Genomic DNA, 18165 nt, shown 5'->3' on the forward strand with positions numbered 1-18165 from the left:
CGACCGAGTGTGCCCCGCCGGCCGCGCGACGGCTTCCGGGAGCCGGTGCCCGTCCCTACCGTGACCGGCGTGGACGCTGCTGCTGCGATCGACCCCTCGGTACCGCCCAGCGGGACCGGCTGCCTGGAGTGCGACGCCACCGGGGGGTGGTGGTTCCACCTGCGCCGCTGCGCCGCGTGCGGGCACGTCGGCTGCTGCGACAGCTCGCCGTCGCAGCACGCCCGCCGGCACGCCGCCGAGACCGGGCACCCGGTCATCCGCAGCTTCGAGCCCGGGGAGCGCTGGTTCTGGGACTTCACCCGGGACGAGGTCGTCGCCGGCCCCGACCTCGCGCCCCCCGCGCACCACCCGCTCGACCAGCCGGCGCCGGGCCCCCGCGGCCGGGTGCCCGCCGACTGGCGGTCCCGGCTGCACTGAGTCCGTCGGCTCAGCCGACCCGTTCGGCCGCCGCCGGTGGAGCCGCCGGACGCGGCGGGGGGATGGACGGGACCGGCCTCGCGGGCCGCCGGCGGCGCTCGGCCGGGTCGCCGCGCGGTACCCCACCTCGTCGGGATGGCCACGGCCGGATCCCACGACGAGGGGTCGGCGGTCGGCGGTGGCTGCGACGACCAGGTCGAGGTCGAGTTCGCACTCGACCTGCTGCTCGACGGCTTCCAGCGGCTCCACCGGCACCCCTCGGACCCCCGCCGGGCCGGTCCGAGGGGTGGCACAGTGCCCCTGTGTCGATGCAGTCGCTCTTCGCGGGGGTCGCGGTCGCCGACTTCCCTCGCGCGGCCGAGTGGTACCGCCGGCTGTTCGGCCGGGACGCCGACGTCGTGGCGCACGACCGCGAGGTGCTGTGGCAGGTCGCCGGGACCGGCTGGCTCTACGTCGTCGAGGACGCCACCCGCGCCGGTCGCGCCCTGGTCGCCATCGAGGTGCCCGACCTGGAGGACGCGGTGACCGACCTGGGGACGCGCGGCATCCGCTGCGGCCCCATCGGGGCCGAGGGCGACGGCGCGCGCAAGGCCGTCGCGACCGACCCGGAGGGGAACACGATCGCGTTCATCGAGGTCGCCGGCGCCTGACGAGCCGCGCAGGACCTCGGGTCTCAGCGGGCGGTGAGGTGCGCGACGACGAGGTCGCCGAGCATCCGGCGCTGGTGCTCGCGCCGCTCGGCGTCGAGCATGTCCCGGCCGAAGAGGGCGCGCCAGGTGTGCCGGTTCGCCGTCCGGAAGACGCAGAACGAGCTGATCACCTGGTGCACGTCGAGGGCGTCGACGTCGCCCCGGAACAACCCGGCGTCCCAGCCGCGCTCGAGGATCCGGCCGAGGACGTCCAGCACCGGGTTGGCCAGCCCGGACAGCGCCTCGGAACGGGCGATGTGCTCGGCTCGGTGGATGTTCTCGATGCTCACCAGCCGGATGAACTCCGGGTGCGCCTCGTGGTGGTCGAAGGTGAGGCCGGCGAGCTCCCGCACCGCCTGCACCGGGTCCAGGTGCTCGACGTCGAGCCCCTGCTCGAGGCTGCGGATCCGCTTGTAGGCCCGCTCCAGGACGGCGACGTAGAGCTGCTCCTTGCCGCCGAAGTAGTAGTAGATCATCCGCTTGGTCGTGCTGGTCTTGGCGGCGATCTCGTCGACCCGCGCCCCGGCGTAGCCCCGGTCGGCGAACTCCTGGGTGGCCACGTCGAGGATCTCCGCCCGGGTGCGCTCGGCGTCCCGCTGCCGCGGCGGATCGGGCACGGCCGCGACCGAGGGGACGGGCTCGTCGGGCAGCTGCTGGGCGGCGGACGACACGGGTGCGGACCTCTTCACGTCGGTGGACTCCCCCCGAGCCTAGGACGGCCCGTGGCGACGCCCGGGAGGCCGACCGATCGGCCCGTGGCGGCCGACTCGCAGACGGCGCCGGCCACCTGCAGGGTCGCCGGCCGGTCCCGGCCGCGGCACACGGGCTCCGCCTCCCCGCGGACGACGGCCGCGGAGTACGCCGGCCACCGCGATGCGACGCCGGGCGCTGCGGACACGTCGTCTCCCTGGACGCAGAGGCCGGTGGCCGGGCCGACGAGTGCCGGCCCGGCCACCGGGTGGGGGTCCTCGCTCAGAGCGAGGCGCGGATGCGCTCGTACTCCTCGCGCGGCACCATCGGTGCGTCGTCGCGGCCCAGGTCGTCCATGTGCACCCGGTGGGTCTCCCGGGCCGACCAGGCGGCCGTCGCCGCGATGATCCCGATGCCGAAGGTGATGCCGCCGACGATCAGCGGCACGTTGGCGTCGCCAGGGGCGATGATCGCGTACACGGTGGGCAGGAACGCCGTGATCATCGTGCCCAGGTTCTGCGAGACCGCGAAGGCGGTGACGCGGGTCCGGGTGGGGAACAGCTCCTGGTAGAAGGCTGGGAAGACCGCGTTGTAGCCCTGGTAGACGACGCCCCACATCAGGATGGCGAACACGAAGGCCCAGACCACGGAGCCCTGGCTGATCGCGTAGAGATAGGCGAAGGACAGCGCCGTCGAGCCCAGGGCGCCGACGATGATGCAGGGCCGCCGGCCGATGCGGTCGGACAGGTTGCCGACGTAGGGGATCAGCAGCACGGCGACCGCGTTGCCGACCACCGAGATCCACAGGTAGGTGGCGGCGCTGAACTCGATGCCGTACGCCTCCTGCGTGGCGTAGGTGGCACCGAACACGGTGGTCGCCACCGGGACGGCGTTCATCAGCGCCATGCAGATCACCCGGAGCATGTCCGGGCCGCTCTCCCGGACCGCCTGGACGATCGGCGCCTTGGGCACCTCGCCGTGCACGGCCTCCTCCTGGAAGACCGGCGTCTCGTCGACCCGGCGTCGGATGATGACGCCGGCGACCACCACGAGGGCGGACAGCAGGAACGGGATCCGCCAACCCCAGGACTGGAACGCCTCCTCGGGCAGGATCGCCGCCAGCGGCAGGAACACCGCGGCCGCGAGGATCTGCCCGGCCTGCACGCCCTGCAGGGTGTAGCTGGCGTAGTAGCCGCGCCGGCCGAAGGGCGCGTGCTCGACGATCATCGCGCTGGCGCCGGAGATCTCCCCGCCCACGGCGAAGCCCTGCACCAGTCGCAGCGCCACCAGCAGCGCCGGAGCCAGCAGGCCGACCTGCTGGTAGGTGGGCAGCAGCGCGACGAGGAACGTGGACACGCCCATCAGCAGCATGCACAGCACCAGCACGTTCTTGCGGCCGCGGGTGTCACCCCAGTGGCCGAGGACGAACGCCCCGATCGGCCGGGCCACGTAGCCCACCCCGAAGGTGGCCAGCGAGATGATGATCCCGATCTGCGGGTCGGACTCCGGGAAGAAGAGCGTCGGGAACACCAGGGCGGCGGCCTGGGCGTAGATGAAGAAGTCGTAGTACTCCAGGGCGCTGCCCATCCAGCCGCTGGCCGCGGCCTTCCTGGGGGTCTTCTGGAACTCGCTGGGCTCGTGCGAGCCGGGGGGTTCGACCACTCGGTCGCGCATCGGTCCTCCTGGGAGGGAAGGGGGTGCGCCGGCTGGCGCGGGGACGGCGGTGCTCGGTGCGGAGAGCGAGCGCAGTGACCGACACCACGTCCGCAATGAACTAATTGGTACATTAGCGTGGCGTGGAGCACAAGCCCCGGCTCGCAGACGGTCGTCGTCCGCTGGTGGAGGCTGGTGCGGGACGGCGGGATGTGGTCTGCTGCACATCAACTCACCAGTTGGTACATAAGGGGGGCGGTCCCGTGGCGGACGGCGCGCAGGGATTCCTGATCGGTCTGGTCGGCAGCGGCATCGGCCCCTCGCTGTCCCCACCGCTGCACGAACGCGAGGCCGACGAGCTGGGCCTGCGCTACCTCTACCGGCGCCTGGACCTCGACCGGCTGCAGAGACCGGCGTCGGCGGTCGGCGAGGTCCTCGCCGCCGCCCGGCTGGCCGGCTACGACGGGCTCAACGTCACCCACCCCTGCAAGCAGCTGGTCCTCGAGCACCTCGACGAGCTCTCCCCCGACGCCGCGGCCCTCGGTGCGGTGAACACCGTCGTGCTGCGCGACGGGCGGGCGGTCGGGCACAACACCGACTGGTCCGGCTTCGCGCGGGCTTTCGACCGGGGGCTGCCCGAGGCCCCGCTGGACCGGGTGGTGCTGCTCGGCGCCGGAGGCGCCGGGGCCGCGGTCGCGCACGCGCTGCTCACCCTGGGCACCCGCCGGCTGACCGTCCTGGACGTGGACGGCCGGCGGGCCGGTGAGCTCGCCGCCTCGCTGGGCGGGCGCTTCGGCGCCGACCGCGCCGAGGGCGGCGACCTCGGCACGCTGCCGGCGGCGCTGGAACGCGCCGACGGGCTGGTGCACGCCACCCCCACCGGCATGGCCGCCCACCCCGGGTTGCCGCTGGACGCCGGCCTGCTGCGCCCCGGGCTGTGGGTGGCCGACATCGTCTACCGGCCGCTGGAGACCGCGCTGGTGCGCACCGCCCGGGAGCTGGGCTGCCGGGTGCTGGACGGCGGCGGCATGGCGGTGTTCCAGGCCGTCGACGCCTTCCGGCTCTTCACCGGCATCGAGCCCGACGCCGAGCGGATGCTGACCCACTTCACCACGCTGGTCAGCGACGTCCGTGTCCGGTGAAGGAGAAGGACCCCGTCCTCCTCACCGCTCGCGAGCTCGCGGCGAGCCTCTGGACGGGGCCGCCACCCGCGCCCCTCGCCATCGGGCGATCGCCACGGTCTGCCTCTCCGGCACGCTCGAGGACAAGATCGCCGCAGCGGCCGCCGCCGGGTTCGACGGCATCGAGGTGTTCGAGCCGGACCTGGTCGCCTCCCCCTGGTCCCCCGCCGAGCTGGCCGCCCGCTGCGCGGACCTGGGCCTGTCGATCGACCTCTACCAGCCGTTCCGGGACCTCGACTCCACCGATGACGACCGCTTCGCCCGCAACCTGCGCCGGGCCGAGCACAAGTTCGACGTGATGGCGCAGCTCGGCGTCGACACCGTGCTGGTCTGCTCCTCGGTCGCACCGGACGCCGTCGACGACGCCGACCGGCTGGCCGGGCAGCTGGCCACCGCCGCCGCCCGCGCCGGGGAGCGCGGCCTGCGGATCGCCTACGAGGCGCTGGCCTGGGGCCGGCACGTCTCGACCTGGGAGCGGTCGTGGGACGCCGTCCGGCGCGCGGACTCCGCCGCCCTCGGGCTGTGCCTGGACAGCTTCCACGTGCTCTCCCGCGGTGGTGACCCGGCCGGCTTCGCCGACGTCCCCGGGGGGAAGCTGTTCTTCCTGCAGCTGGCCGACGCGCCGCGGCTGGCCATGGACGTGCTGCAGTGGAGCCGCCACCACCGCCTCTTCCCCGGCCAGGGCGCCTTCGACCTGCCTGGCTTCGTCGCCGCCGTGCTCGCCACCGGCTACGCCGGGCCGCTGTCGCTGGAGGTCTTCAACGACGTCTACCGGCAGGCCGACCCGGCCCGGACGGCGGTGGACGCGATGCGCTCGCTGCAGTGGCTGGAGGAGGCGCTCGCGGTGCGCGACCCGGCGTCCGGTCTGGTCCCGCCCCCGGCCGCGCCGGCGCTGTCGGGCTGGTCGTTCACCGAGCTCGGGGTCGACGGGGTCTCCGGGCCGCGGGCGGCCGAGGTGCTCGCCGCGCTCGGCTTCACCCACACCGGCCAGCACCGCTCCAAGCCGGTGCAGCTGTGGGAGCAGGGCGGGGCGCGGGTGCTGCTCAACGCCTCGGTGGTCCGCCCGGCCGCGACCGGCGTCGCCTCGGTCGCCGCGCTCGGCCTCGAGAGCGCCGACCCCGGCCGCTCGGCCGCCCGGGCGGAGGCGATGAGCGCCCCGGTCCTCCCCCGCACCCGCGGCGCCGCCGAGGCGGAGCTGTCGGCCGTGGCCGCGCCCGATGGCACGCAGGTCTTCTTCACCCGCACCGTCCCCGACGGCTGGCCCGCCGACTTCCTGCCCACCGGGCAGCAGGCGGGCCCCGGAGCCGGGATCACCGGAGTGGACCACGTGGGGTTGACCCAGCCGTTCGACTCCTTCGACGAGGCGGGGCTGTTCTACCGGGCGGTGCTGGGCCTCGAGGCGCAGGAGGTCGTCGAGACCGCCGCGCCGTTCGGGCTGGTGCGCACCCGGGCCGTCACCGACCCCGACCGGTCGGTCCGGCTGGCGCTCTCGGCCGCGACGCTGCGCCGCGGCGGCTGGGCGCCCGGCGTGCCCGAGCCGCAGTACGTCGCCCTGGCCACGGACGACCTGGTCGCCACCGCCCGCGTCCTGCACGAGGCCGGGGCGCCGCTGCTGCCGCTGCCGGCCAACTACGCCGCCGACCTCGAGGCCCGCTTCGACCTGCCCGCCGACGTCCTGGCCGCGATCCGGGAGCACGGCCTCATGTACGAGGAGGACGGCGCCGGCGGCTACCTGCACCTGGCCACCGAGGTGCTCGGCGACCGGGTCTTCTTCGAGGTGGTGCAGCGCCTGGACGGCTACGACGGCTACGGCACCGCCGACGCCCCGGTGCGCATGGCCGCCCACCGCCGCCGGCGGCAGGCGGCCCTGGTCCCGCCGCGCTGAGGCAGACCCCCGTGCAGGGAGCAGGACCCCGTCCTCCTCACCGTTCGCGAGCTCGCGGCGGGCCTCCGGACGGGGCCAGGCGCGAGCCTGCCAGCGGTGGGGAGCAGCGGTCCTCCCTCAGCGGCGGCGGGTCTCCGGGAACAGCAGGTCGACGAAGCGCTGCGCCGTCGGCCGCGGCTCGTGGTTGGCCAGCCCCGGCCGCTCGTTGGCCTCGATGAACACGTGCTCGGGCCCGTCGACGTCCGGGACGATGAAGTCCAGGCCGGTGACCGGGATGTCGATGGCCCGGCTGGCCCGGACGGCGGCCTCCGCGACCTCCGGGTGCAGCCGCGCGGTGACGTCCTGGATCGTGCCGCCGGTGTGCAGGTTCGCCGTCCGCCGGACGCGGAGGCGCTCCCCCGACGGCGGGACGTCACCCATCGCGTAGCCGGACTCGGCCACCACCGCGGCGGTGACCTCGTCCAGCGGGATGCGCGACTCACCGCCGGTGGCCCGCTCGCGCCGGCGGCTGGTCTCGCGGACCAGCGCGGTGACGTCCCGGTGGCCGTCGCCGACGACCTCGGCGGGCCGGCGGACGGCCGCGGCCACCACCTCGTGGTCGATGACGACGACCCGCAGATCCTCCCCCGCCACCAGCTCCTCGACCAGGACGTCGGGGCAGTGCCGCAGGGCCACGTCGACCGCGCGCCGCAGGGCGGCGGGGTCCTGCACCCCCACCGTGATGCCCCGGCCCTGCTCGCCGCGGGCCGGCTTGACCACCACCTGCCCCACCTCGTCGAGCAGCGCCAGGGCGGCGGTGAGGTCCCCGCCGGGCACCTCGGCGCCGCGGGCCACGCGGACCCCGACGCCCTGCACCACGCGCCGGGTGACCCGCTTGTCGTCGCACCGGCTCATCGCGACCGCGGTGGTCAGCTCCGAGAGGCTCTCCCGGGTCAGCACGCTGCGCCCGCCGAGGCTCAACCGCATCTCGCCGGACGCGACGTCGGTGACCTCCACGCGGACGCCCCGGCGCAGCGCCTCGTCGGCGAGGATCCGGGCGTAGGGGTTGAGGTCGTCGAGACCGGGCGGGCCGCCCACGAACAGCGGTGCGTTGATCGAGTTCTTCCGCTTGACCACGACCGCCGACACCTGCCGGAACCCCAGCTTGCGGTACAGCGCGATGGCGCCGGTGTTGTCGTGCAGCACCGACAGGTCCAGGTAGGCGCGCCCGCGCGCGGCGTACCGCTCCGCCAGCACCCGCACCAGCGCCTCCCCCGTCCTCGGCGGCGCGCTCTGCGGGTCGACGGCGAGGCACCACAGGCTGCTGCCGCCCTCGGGGTCGCCGAACGCCAGCACGTGGTCGACCCCGGTGACCGTCCCGACCACCCCACCGGTCCGGCGGTCCTCGGCGACCAGGTGGGTGACGGTGCGGGTGCGCTGGTTGCGCCAGGTGGTCACCGGGTCGGCGGGCACCATGCCGGCGCGGTCGTGGATCAGCTCGAGCTCGCGGACGTCGGCCGGGCTGGACACCGTCCGGACGAAGACGCCCTCGATGAGCTCGCGCCGCGGGCGGTAGCAGTGCAGGTCGAGCCGGAAGGTGTAGCTCGGGTCGACGAAGAGCTCGTCCGGCGCCAGCCCGACCAGCACCTGGGGGTCCCGCGGGTAGATGCAGATGTCCCGGCGGCCGTCGGCCTCGTCGCGCAGCACGTCGACGATGCCCCGGAGGTCGGCGAAGGTCTGCCCGAAGACCAGCCGCCCCCAGCCCAGGTCGAGCGCCACGCCGGGCCGCATCCCGCGCAGCTGGTGCTCCGACGGCGGCTGCCAGGGGACGCCGGTGAGCGGGCTGGCGGCCGACAGCGGGGACCGGCGGCGGATCGGGGGCCGCATCACCACCGGGCACCGCCGGGGGTCGGGCGCCGGCTGGGCCGGGAGCCGGACAGGATCGTGGCTCCGTGCATGGGGGGCCATCCCTCGGGGGGTGCGACCGCGTGCCCACGGGTGCACGGCCGGAACTGCGCTGCGCGCCGATCGCGAGGAGCGGTCCTCCGGCACCATGGCGGCGTGCTCCACCAGACCGGGTCGAGCAGCCCTGCCCACTCCCGGCCCTTCCGAAACACGTCCGTAACACACGGGGCGCCGGGATCCCCGCGCCCGGGAGCCGTCGCCGCGACCCGCCGGGCGGCGCCTCAGGCCCGCAGGTGCGTCTCGAAGAAGCGCAGGATGCGCCCCCAGGCGTCCTCCGCCGAGGGGTGGTGGTGGCTGAGGCCGGCCACCCGCTCCAGGACGGCGAACGGCCCGCTGTCGTGCCGGTTCATGAACGAGTGCCCGGCGTCGGGGTACTCGCGGACGTCGTTGGGCACGCCGTTGCCGGTCAGCGCCCGCTCCAGCCGGTGCCCCGCCCCGCGGAGGGCCGGGTCCCTGCGGCCGTAGCTGGCGACCACCGGGCAGGCGCCGGCCAGCAGCCGCTCGGCGTCCCTGGGGACGAACCCGTAGTTGGGCGCCGCGACGTCGAACCCGCGGGTGGCGCCCAGCAGCGCGAAGCCGCCGCCCATGCAGAAGCCCAGGACACCGACCCGGCCGGTGCAGTCCGGGCGGCCGGCCAGCCAGCCGCGGGCCGCCTCCAGGTCCCCGAACGCCGCACCCTCCCGGCGCAGCAGGTCGCCGAAGGTGCGCTTCAGGCAGCGCACGGCACCGCCGGCGCTGAACAGGTCGGGCGCGACGGCGAGGTAGCCCGCGGCGGCGAGCCGGTCGGCCTGCTCGCGGGTGTCGTCGTTCAGCCCGAAGGCCTCGTGCACCACCACCACGCCCGGCCAGGGTCCCTCCGACACGGGCGGCACGGCGAGGTGGGCGCGCAGCTGCGGGGTGCTCGCCCCGCCGGGGACGGTCGTCTCGGGCACGGGCGGCTCCCGTCGTCGTCGGCCGGGTGGGCGCCCCGGACGCTACCCAGCGGGCCGGCCTGGAGCAGGGTCCGAGCCCGGGAGCGGCGGGGGCGGGGGTCCTCGGTCAGCCGGTGAAGGCGAGGGTCTCCGCGAGCCGGGACGGCGTCACCGTCTTCAGCCGGGCGACGGCGTCGGCCAGCGGCACCAGCTCGATCTCCGTGCCGCGCAGCGCCACCATCCGGCCGACGCTGCCCTCGTGCGCGGCGACGGTGGCGTGCAGGCCGAACCGGGTGGCCAGCACCCGGTCGAAGGAGGTCGGCGTGCCGCCGCGCTGCACGTGGCCGAGCACGGTGGTGCGCACCTCCTTGCCGGTGCGCCGCTCCAGCTCCTCGCCGAGCTGCTGCGCCACGCCGGTGAACCGCTTGTGGCCGTACTCGTCGACGCCGCCGTCGCGGACGAGCATCGTGCCGGGCAGCGGGGAGGCGCCCTCGGCGACGACGCCGATGACGTGCGAGTCGCCCCGGGCGAAGCGGTCCTCGACGATCTTCGCCACCTCGGCGACGTCGAAGGGCTCCTCCGGCACCAGGGTCAGGTGCGCGCCGGCGGCCAGGCCCGCGTGCAGCGCGATCCACCCGGCGTGCCGGCCCATGACCTCCACGAGCAGCACCCGCTGGTGCGACTCGGCGGTGGTGTGCAGCCGGTCGATCATCTCCGTGGCGATGCTGACCGCGGTGTCGAACCCGAAGGTCAGGTCGGTGCAGTCGATGTCGTTGTCGATGGTCTTGGGGATCCCCACCACCGGGACGCCGGCCTCCGACAGCAGGTGCGCCGCGGTGAGCGTGCCCTCGCCGCCGATCGGGACGAGCACGTCGACGCCGTGCTCGGCCAGCACGGCCGTCATGTCGCCGAGCCCCGCGTGCAGCTTCTCCGGCGCCACCCGGGCCGAGCCCAGCGTCGTCCCGCCGCGGGTCAGCAGGCCGTCGACGGCGGGGACGTCCAGCGGCGTGGTCCGGTCCTCGAGCAGGCCGCGCCAGCCGTCGCGGAAACCGATCACCGAGCTGCCGTACTGGGTCGTCGCGGTGCGGACCACCGATCGGATGACGGCGTTGAGGCCGGGGCAGTCGCCCCCGCCGGTCAGGATCCCGATGCGCACCGGGGCAGCTCCTCAGGTCGTGGCGGAGTGCACGACCATACGTCATGACGACATGACGACACGACGACACGTCGGTGTCCCGACCGGGAGGGCGGAGATCACGCCCGTCGCCCTCCTCGGCGGTCGCGCCGGGAGGGCGCTCAGCCGGGCTCGGCCGCCCGCTCGACCAGGGCGGCGAGCTGGTCCCGGGCGGCCTCCGCGACCCGCGGCGGCACGCCGAGGTCGCGCAGCTGCTCGGCGGCCGCGGCCATCTCCGCCGACCGGCGGCGGGCGTGCAGGTGCGACCCGGCGACGAAGGTCTCGACGTCGGTCGCGGTGAAGCGGTCCAGCTCGGCGCCGATGTCGCCGCGCAGCCAGTCCGCGACCCCGGCCGCCTCCGCGCCCTCCACCGCCTCCACCACGGCGGCGGCCACGCCCTTCCAGAAGACGCTGCGCAGCAGCTTGCGGGAGATGGCCGCGCCGGGCGGACCGTCCAGCAGGTCGACGGTCACGCCGAAGCCGGCCAGCACCTCGGCGTAGGACCGGGCACCGTCCCCGGAGGCCAGCATCGGGGTGCGCAGCCCCCGCCCGGGGACCGTGGCCAGCAGCGCCACGTCGGCCACCGGCACGCCCCGGCCGGCCACGGCCGCGGCCAGGTCCCGCTTGACGCTCGGCGCGGCGGTGTTGAGGTCGGCCCACACGGTGCCCGGGCGCAGGCCGGGGAGGGCGTTGCGCAGCGCGACGGGAGCGTCGGCGGCGCTGTTCACGCTGAGCACCAGGTCGGCGTCGGCCACCGCGGCGGCCTCGTCGGCCCGCGGCAGCACCCCGGGCGGCGGGCGCACCCGCGGGTCGTACCCGCGCACGTCGGCGCCCGCGGCGAGCAGGTCGCGGGCGATCTCCGATCCGGCCTCCCCCAGCCCCAGCAGCGCGATGACCGGCGCTCGGTCCACGGTCGCCCACCTCCCCCGGCCCCCGGCGGGCCGTCCTCGCGGACTGTAGGGCGGGCCGCCCGCGGGCGTGCGGGCCGGTCAGGCCCCGCCGTCGTCCTCGAGGGTGAAGAGCACCGAGATGCCGGCGAGGTCGAGCACCTTGCGGAACCGCGGCGAGGCGGACCGCAGGACCGCCGGCCGGCCGTCGCGCGCCGCGGACTGCGCCCAGCGCACCAGCAGCGACAGGCCGGCCGAGTCGATGTAGCCCACCGAGGCGACGTGCACCGCGACCAGCGCGCGCTCGTCCACGCCCTCGGCGCGCATCCGCCCGACCAGGGGCTCGTCGACGTCGCCGAGCAGGTGCAGCACCGGGCCGGCGTCCTCGTGCACCACCCGGAAGGCCCCGCTCGGCGGCTCGGACCCGGAGCTCAGGCGGTGCACGCCCCCCACTCTGACGGCGGGTGCCCGGCGCGACAACCGCGTCGCGGGGCCCCGCACCGGGCGGCTACTGGACCGGCGCGTCCGGCGGGGGCAGCCGGACGGTGCGGGCCTCCTCGACCGCGGCCACGCCCTCGACCCGCAGCTCCCCGAGCGCCCGCCCGGCGGGCAGCTGCCCGGCGATCAGGCCCACCTCGGAGAGCACCTGCTCGACCTGCAGACCGTGCCGGCGCAGCGCCTCGGCGACCGCGTCCAGCTGGGCGAGGTGCGCGTCGTCGACGGTGACGATCACAGCGGTCACGGGGGAACGGTAGCCCCGGGTGGCGCCGCCGGGGTGGCTCACCGCGGCGCGAGCGGCAGCCCCGAGCCCACGTCCACCGAGGGGGCGGTCAGCCGCCGCGCGGCCCCGGTCAGGGTCTGCCAGAGCTCCCGCCCCCGCAGTCCGGTCTCCTCGGCCCACAACGCGGCCAGGCCGGCGACGTGCGGCGTCGCCATGCTGGTGCCGCTGATCGTGGTGTAGCAGTCCGGCAGCGGCCAGGACGAGTACACGTCCACCCCGGGCGCGGCCAGGTCGACCTGCCCGCCGGGGACGGCGCCGCTGCGGGCGGAGAACCGGGCGACCGCGAGGGCGGGGTCCAGCGCGCCGACGGCCAGGACCTCCGGGCTGTTGGCCGGCACGCCGACGAAGCCGGCGTCCCCGTTCTCCCGGTCGGCGTTGTTGCCCGCGGCGGCCACGATCAGCGACCCCTGGTTCAGGGCCCGCCGGCCCGCCGCCGTGTAGGCCGGGCTGACCTCGGCGACGTCGGCGCCCAGCGACATCGAGATCACCTGGCAGCCGTTGCGCACCGCCCAGGCGATGCCGGCGAGGATCTCGGCGTCGGTGCCCGAGCCCTCGTCGCTGAGCACCTTCCCGACGAAGACCTCCGCGTCGGGGGCGACGCCGTAGCCGCGCGTCCCCTGCGGGGTGCGCGGTCCGCAGGCGGTGCCGACGCAGTGCGTGCCGTGACCGTGCCCGTCCTGCGGCGACTGGCCGGCGACGAACGAGGTGGCGGTGACCGCGCGGCCGGCGAGGTCCGGGTGGGTGAGGTCGACGCCGGTGTCGAGCACGGCCACCCGGATGCCGCGGCCGGTGCGCGGCGAGGCCGGCACCTCGGTGGCCTGCAGGCCCCAGGTGTACTCCGGGGTGTCGGCGAAGGGCGGGGTGGTGGGCCCGGCGGTGTCCCCGGGCAGGTCGATCAGCCGCCCGGCGAGGTCGGTGACGCCGTCCCGGTACCCGGCGAGGTAGCCCTCGGGGACCTCCGGCAGGACGTGGTGGACCAGTTCGGGGGTGACGGCGAGCACCGCCCCGTCGCCGGCCAGTCGCCGGGGGTCGACGGCGGCCACGGCCAGCCCGAGCCCGGGGAAGACGACCGCGTCGGCCTGCCGCAGCGCCCGCGCGTCGGCGTCCCCCGGCTCGGCGTCGCGGGAGTCGGCGACGTCCGAGAGCCCGGCCAGCCGGCGCAGCGTGGCCGCGCCGTCCTCGTCGGGGTCGGCGAAGACCACCACGGACCGCCCGGTCGTCGTCGGCGGGGGGACACCGGGACGGCCCACCCCCGGACCCCTCCGGGTCGTCGGTCGTCCGATCACGGCTGCCTCCTCGTCGGGACCCGGCCCGGACGCCCGGTGCCGCGACCCATCGTGACGCGCTGCCACCCCGTCCGCACCCTGAGCAGCCGAGGGCTCCCCCGCGGCCTCGCTCAGCCGGCGGGGGCACCGCCCTGGGCGGAGCAGCGGACGGCGACGACCGCGACGTCGTCCTCCGGCTGGCGCCCGACGATCCGCTCGATCAGCGCGTCGCACAGCCGGTGCACCGGGACCGCACCCAGCTCGCGGACCGCGGCCACCAGCCGGTCGGTGCCCTCGTCGATGCCGGTGCGGCCCTGCTCGACCAGCCCGTCGGTGTAGAACAGCAGCGTGTCGCCGGGGCCGACCTCGGCCACCGCGTCGGTCCGGGGACCGGTCGACTCCGCGCCCAGCAGCGTCTGCGGCTCGCTCGCCAGCAGCTCCACCCGGCCGTCGCCGCGCAGCAGCAGCGGTGGCAGGTGCCCGGCCGAGGACCAGCGCAGCACCCGCCGTCCGCTGCCGGCCAGCTCGCCCGGCTGCTCGATGCGCGCGATCAGCGCGGTCGCCAGGGTGCCGATCCGCAGACCGGTGAGCGCGGCGTCGACCCGGGTGAGCACCCGCGCCGGCTCCTCCTGCCGGTCGTAGGCGATGCCCCGCAGGATGCTGCGCACCTGCCCCATCGCCGCGGCCGCGTCGACGTTGTGGCCCACGACGTCGCCGATCACCAGCAGCGTCGCGCCGTCGGGCTGCTGGAAGGCGTCGTACCAGTCACCGCCGACGTGCAGCGTGCTCGACGCCGGCAGGTAGCGGACGGCGATCTCCAGGTCGTCGGGCTGCGGCGGCGGGGTCAGCAGGCTGCGCTGCAGGGTCTCGGCGACGGCGAGCTGGCGGCCGTAGAGCCGGGCGTTGTCGATGGCCAGCGAGGCGCGGCGGGCCACCTCCACCGCCGTGGCGATCTCCATCTCGCTGTGCGGGGGCCGGGCCGAGCCGTTGACCAGCCCGAGGACGCCGAAGGTCTCCGCCCGGGCCCGCAGCGGGACGACGGTGATCGAGCCCGCGTCCAGCCGTTCCCAGGCCGCACGGACCTCCTCGTCGCCGCCGATGGCCGGCTCGACCATCGCCGGGTCGATCACCGGCAGGTGGATCGGCTCGCCGGTGAGCAGCGCGGTCACCATCGGATTGTCGTCCGCCGCGGCGCGCACCCTCCGGCTCAGGTAGAGGTCGAGGTCGGCCGCCCGGGCCGGGTCGCGGTGGCCCCAGCCCTCGTCGGCGGGGGCGCCGTCGTCCCCCAGCACGGTCACGACGGCCCAGTCGCACAGCCGCGGGACGACGAGGTCGACCAGCGTGGCCACCGACTCGTCCGGGTCCAGGGTGCTGACCATCGACTCGCTGACCTCGGCGAGGTAGCGCAGCCGGTCGTCCTCGGCCGCGCCGGCCGGGGGGTCGAGCACGCCCTCGGGCGCCGGGCCGGCGCTGCGCCTCAGGGCGACGTGCAGGCGGTCGTCGACCCGGTGCGCGGTGGCGTCCAGCCAGCAGCCCGCCGGCGGGTAGAAGCCGCGCCAGGTCACCCGGTCGCCGACGCTGCGGGCGTGCAGCAGGAAGCTGTGGAAGATCGTGCCGGCGAGCTCGGGCAGCGCGATCCAGATGTTGCGGCCGGCCAGCTCCTCGCGCCGGCGACCGAGCAGGTCCGCGGCGGCCTGGTCGACCGACACCAGCGTCCAGTCTCCGTCGAAGACCGCGACGGCGGACCGCCGCGGATCAGCGGCCCGCCCCTCCGGGAGGAGCGCTGCGCGCAGTCCGCCATCCCTCACGTCGTCCCCACGCTCCGATCGACCGCAACGGGCCTCGACGGGGGAATCTACGCCAGCACCCCCGGCGGCTCCCGGAGCTGCACGGGTCAGCCCAGGCGCTCCACGAGGTGCACGGCCACCGGCTCCCCGGCCTCCTTGCCGATGGCCTGCCGGACCTCCGCGGCCACCGGCAGCTTGTGCGTGCCGTCGCCCAGGGCCATGAAGGAGCTGCGGAAGGGGTGGCCGTCGATGGTGCCGCGCACCTTCACCAGCCCGCGGGTGCCGAAGAACTCCGCGGAGCCGGGCATCTGCACGTAGGTCCAGCCGCCCGGTGCCGGGCTGCGCTGCAGGAGCGCGGTGAACGCGGTGTCCAGCGGGCCGCTGCGCCGGGGCCGGCTGACGGGTCGGTGAGGCGTGGTGGTCATGCCCTGCAGACCGCGCGCGGCGTCCGGACTCATCGGCGTCACCCCACGGGGAGTCCGGCCAGCCCCGCGGCGAGCCCCAGCAGCGCGCAGACGCCGAGGGTCCGCAGCACCGACCAGCGCAGCCGGAACAGCAGCACCGCGGCCACGACGGCGAGCGCCAGCGGCACCGGCCGCAGCGCCGTCGGGTCGGGCAGCTCCAGGGACAGCGGACCCCGGTCGACGTCGACGGTCCCGGAGAACAGCGTGTGGACGGCGAAGTAGACCCCCAGGTTGGCGATCACGCCGACCACCGCCGCGGTGATGCCGGTCAGCGCCGCCGACAGCGACCGGTTGCCGCGCAGCCGCTCCATGTAGGGGGCACCCAGCAGCACGAACAGGAAGCTCGGCACGAAGGTCACCCAGGTGACGAGCAGCGAGGCCAGGACGGCGGCGACCCAGGGGTCGAGCGTGCCCGGGTCGCGGTACGCGCCGAGGAAGGCGACGAACTGCACCACCATGATCAGCGGTCCGGGCGTGGTCTCGGCCAGCGCCAGCCCGCGCACCATCTCCCGCGGCCCCAGCCAGCCGTAGGTCTCCACCGCCTGCTGAGCCACGTAGGCCAGCACGGCGTAGGCGCCGCCGAAGGTGACCACCGCGGCACCGGAGAAGAACAGTCCCTGCTGGGTGAAGACGCTGCCGGCGCCGGTCAGCAGCGCGACCGCGGCCACCGGCACGGCCCACCCCAGCAGTCCGACGAGCAGCACCCGCAGCGTCCGGCGCGCGGTCGGCGGCTCGGAGTGCAGGACGTCGTCGCTGATGACCGGTGGTAGGCCGTCGTCCCCCGCTGCGGCCGCCGCCTTCTGCGGCACGGCGGTCGGGCGCCAGCGGCCCAGTGCCCAGCCGGCGACGCCGGCCAGTGCCACCACCACCGGGAACGGGACGCCGAACAGCGCCAGGGCGAGGAATGCGGCGACCGCGATCGCGACCAGTGCCCGGCTGTTCAGTGCCCGCTTCGCGACCCGCTGGACGGCCTGGGCGACGATCGCCAGCACCGCGGGGGCGAGGCCGGCGAACACCGCGAGGACGGCGGTGGTGTCGCCGAATGCCACGTAGACCGCGGAGAGCACCAGCAGGGCCACGACCCCGGGGAGCACGAACAGCCCTCCGGCCACCAGCCCGCCGCGGGTGCCGTGCAGCAGCCAGCCGACGTAGGTGGCCAGCTGCTGGGCCTCCGGGCCGGGCAGCAGCATGCAGTAGTTCATGGCGTGCAGGAACCGGCGCTGGCCGATCCAGCGGTGCTCGTCGACGAGCGTGCGCTGCATGACCGCGATCTGCCCGGCCGGGCCGCCGAAGGTCTGCAGCGAGATGAGGAACCAGGCCCGCACCGCCGTGCGGAACGGCACGACGTCCTGTTCGCCGGGACGGGGTCGTGCCACGGCGGCATCGTCCCGCGGCGCGGTCACCGGGCCTCGCTCCCGGCCGACCGGGAGCGGAAGTCGCCGCGGCCGGTGTCGCCCTTCCAGTCGGCGAAGGACTCGCCGGTCAGCTCCTCGAGCTGCTCGATGTCGGGCAGCAGCGGCTCGAGCACCTCGCGCCGGACCTCGACCGGCATCGCGGGCCGGGGAGCTCGCCCTGCGTGCAGCGCGGCGACGAGCGGGCGGCTCACCTGCCGCCACACCTGCGGCGGGGCGTACGCGCCCAGGGCCGCGCCGGCGCGGACCAGCCGGGACAGCGCGCGGTGGCGCGGCCCGTCGGCGACGTACGGCTTCACGTTCTCCGGGGGGACCGCGTGCGCGACGCCGGGTGCCACGCCGAGGAAGGCGCTGACCCGGTCGAGGGTCTCCCGCGGGCTGTCGACCACCTGCCGGTAGCGCAGCAGCAGGACCCGCTCCCGGGGCACGTGCCGGTACAGGTCCCGCAACTGCTCCCCGTAGCGGCCCAGGCCGCGGTAGTGCCAGAACGGCGCCCACCCGTCGGCGACCCGCCGCTCCTCCTGCCGGACGGCGGCGAGGAAGTCCGCCTCGGGCTCCAGGCCGTCGGCGCGCAGGTGCACCCAGTTCGACCACGCCCGGTCCACCGGGTCCCGGACGACGGCGACGACCCGGACGTCCGGGACGTCGGCGGCCAGCCGGGCCTGGGCGGCGCGGTCGTGGAGGTAGAACGGCGTGCTCTCGCCGCGCACGGCGTCCTCCGGGGCGGCGGTGAACAGCGCGAGGTAGTCCTGCCGCCGCCAGATCCACTCCCGGGCGCTGTGCGCGTCGCCGGGCCCGCGCTGCTGCGACCGGGGCGGCGGGCGGCCGTCGGTCAGGTAGAACTTGGGCTCCTTGACCGGCGAGAGGTACAGGCCGGGGTGGGTGGCCAGCGCGGCGTGCAGCGCCGTCGTCCCGGCCTTGGGGGCGCCGGCGACGACGAACTGGGGCAGGCGTCCGGTCACGGGGTGGTCCCTCCTCGGTGGTGTGCAGACTGGGCGGCGTCCCCTCCGGTCGACCGTGGAGCC

General features: G+C 75.9%; 17 protein-coding genes. 4 read left to right on the top strand and 13 right to left on the bottom strand.

Annotated features, from left to right (window positions below; genetic code table 11):
- Positions 1 to 69 precede the first annotated feature (69 nt).
- Positions 70 to 417: a UBP-type zinc finger domain-containing protein gene (locus BMW27_RS03280; RefSeq protein WP_091439790.1), complete on the top strand. Its 348-nt coding sequence runs from the start codon at positions 70 to 72 to the stop codon at positions 415 to 417.
- Positions 418 to 725: 308 nt separating this feature from the next.
- On the top strand, positions 726 to 1067 hold the full coding sequence (locus BMW27_RS23215; protein ID WP_175486331.1) for a VOC family protein: 342 nt from the start codon (positions 726 to 728) through the stop codon (positions 1065 to 1067).
- Between the two features lie 23 nt (positions 1068 to 1090).
- Here BMW27_RS23215 and BMW27_RS03290 read toward each other — a convergent pair whose 3' ends face one another.
- Together BMW27_RS03290 and BMW27_RS03300 are read right to left on the bottom strand one after the other, a co-directional pair.
- Positions 1091 to 1777: a TetR/AcrR family transcriptional regulator gene (locus BMW27_RS03290; RefSeq protein WP_217638023.1), complete on the bottom strand. Its 687-nt coding sequence runs from the start codon at positions 1775 to 1777 to the stop codon at positions 1091 to 1093.
- Positions 1778 to 2078: 301 nt separating this feature from the next.
- Positions 2079 to 3470, bottom strand: coding sequence for an MFS transporter (locus BMW27_RS03300; protein WP_091438994.1), 1392 nt, complete (start codon positions 3468 to 3470; stop codon positions 2079 to 2081).
- A 242-nt stretch (positions 3471 to 3712) separates the two neighbouring features.
- Between BMW27_RS03300 and BMW27_RS03305 the strand changes: the two genes are divergently transcribed.
- Both BMW27_RS03305 and BMW27_RS03310 read left to right on the top strand, forming a co-directional pair.
- On the top strand, positions 3713 to 4591 hold the full coding sequence (locus tag BMW27_RS03305) for a shikimate dehydrogenase (protein WP_091438997.1): 879 nt from the start codon (positions 3713 to 3715) through the stop codon (positions 4589 to 4591).
- A 127-nt stretch (positions 4592 to 4718) separates the two neighbouring features.
- On the top strand, positions 4719 to 6515 hold the full coding sequence (locus BMW27_RS03310) for a sugar phosphate isomerase/epimerase and 4-hydroxyphenylpyruvate domain-containing protein (RefSeq protein ID WP_281244740.1): 1797 nt from the start codon (positions 4719 to 4721) through the stop codon (positions 6513 to 6515).
- Positions 6516 to 6632: 117 nt separating this feature from the next.
- Here BMW27_RS03310 and ngg read toward each other — a convergent pair whose 3' ends face one another.
- The 11 genes from ngg to BMW27_RS03365 form a co-directional block, all read right to left on the bottom strand.
- Positions 6633 to 8381, bottom strand: a complete 1749-nt coding sequence (ngg, locus tag BMW27_RS03315) for an N-acetylglutaminylglutamine synthetase (protein WP_245743273.1) — start codon at positions 8379 to 8381, stop codon at positions 6633 to 6635.
- 299 nt (positions 8382 to 8680) lie between these two features.
- Positions 8681 to 9391, bottom strand: a complete 711-nt coding sequence (locus BMW27_RS03320; RefSeq protein WP_091439004.1) for a dienelactone hydrolase family protein — start codon at positions 9389 to 9391, stop codon at positions 8681 to 8683.
- 106 nt (positions 9392 to 9497) lie between these two features.
- Complete coding sequence (locus BMW27_RS03325) at positions 9498 to 10526, bottom strand: ATP-dependent 6-phosphofructokinase (RefSeq protein WP_091439007.1); 1029 nt, start codon at positions 10524 to 10526, stop codon at positions 9498 to 9500.
- A 140-nt stretch (positions 10527 to 10666) separates the two neighbouring features.
- Positions 10667 to 11455, bottom strand: coding sequence for an NAD(P)-dependent oxidoreductase (locus tag BMW27_RS03330; protein WP_091439011.1), 789 nt, complete (start codon positions 11453 to 11455; stop codon positions 10667 to 10669).
- Between the two features lie 78 nt (positions 11456 to 11533).
- Positions 11534 to 11875 (bottom strand): STAS domain-containing protein, encoded by a 342-nt coding sequence (locus tag BMW27_RS03335; RefSeq protein ID WP_139206816.1) that lies wholly within the window; start codon positions 11873 to 11875, stop codon positions 11534 to 11536.
- Positions 11876 to 11939: 64 nt separating this feature from the next.
- Positions 11940 to 12173, bottom strand: coding sequence for a ketohydroxyglutarate aldolase (locus BMW27_RS03340; RefSeq protein WP_139206817.1), 234 nt, complete (start codon positions 12171 to 12173; stop codon positions 11940 to 11942).
- 38 nt (positions 12174 to 12211) lie between these two features.
- The gene (locus BMW27_RS03345) at positions 12212 to 13498 is read right to left on the bottom strand and encodes a S8 family serine peptidase (RefSeq protein WP_091439023.1); all 1287 of its coding nucleotides are present in this window, start codon (positions 13496 to 13498) and stop codon (positions 12212 to 12214) included.
- A 110-nt stretch (positions 13499 to 13608) separates the two neighbouring features.
- Positions 13609 to 15186 (bottom strand): PP2C family protein-serine/threonine phosphatase, encoded by a 1578-nt coding sequence (locus BMW27_RS03350; RefSeq protein WP_245743274.1) that lies wholly within the window; start codon positions 15184 to 15186, stop codon positions 13609 to 13611.
- 185 nt (positions 15187 to 15371) lie between these two features.
- A complete protein-coding gene (locus tag BMW27_RS03355; RefSeq protein ID WP_245743275.1) occupies positions 15372 to 15722 on the bottom strand; it encodes a DUF1905 domain-containing protein in 351 nt (116 codons plus the stop codon).
- 5 nt (positions 15723 to 15727) lie between these two features.
- Positions 15728 to 17104: a chromate efflux transporter gene (gene chrA, locus BMW27_RS03360; protein ID WP_245743276.1), complete on the bottom strand. Its 1377-nt coding sequence runs from the start codon at positions 17102 to 17104 to the stop codon at positions 15728 to 15730.
- A gap of 23 nt (positions 17105 to 17127) precedes the next feature.
- Entirely contained in the window at positions 17128 to 18102 is a 975-nt protein-coding gene (locus tag BMW27_RS03365; protein ID WP_091439028.1) for a sulfotransferase, read from the bottom strand.
- Positions 18103 to 18165: the final 63 nt, after the last annotated feature.

Origin of the sequence: Geodermatophilus poikilotrophus, assembly GCF_900111455.1 — a bacterium.
Classification (GTDB): domain Bacteria; phylum Actinomycetota; class Actinomycetes; order Mycobacteriales; family Geodermatophilaceae; genus Geodermatophilus; species Geodermatophilus poikilotrophus.

Excerpts from the sequence above, each read along its gene's own strand:
- BMW27_RS23215 (WP_175486331.1), top strand. The coding sequence starts at position 726 with ATGCAGTCGCTCTTCGCGGGGGTCGCGGTCGCCGACTTCCCTCGCGCG.
- BMW27_RS03300 (WP_091438994.1), bottom strand. The coding sequence starts at position 3,470 with ATGCGCGACCGAGTGGTCGAACCCCCCGGCTCGCACGAGCCCAGCGAG.
- ngg (WP_245743273.1), bottom strand. The coding sequence starts at position 8,381 with ATGCGGCCCCCGATCCGCCGCCGGTCCCCGCTGTCGGCCGCCAGCCCG.
- BMW27_RS03355 (WP_245743275.1), bottom strand. The coding sequence starts at position 15,722 with ATGAGTCCGGACGCCGCGCGCGGTCTGCAGGGCATGACCACCACGCCT.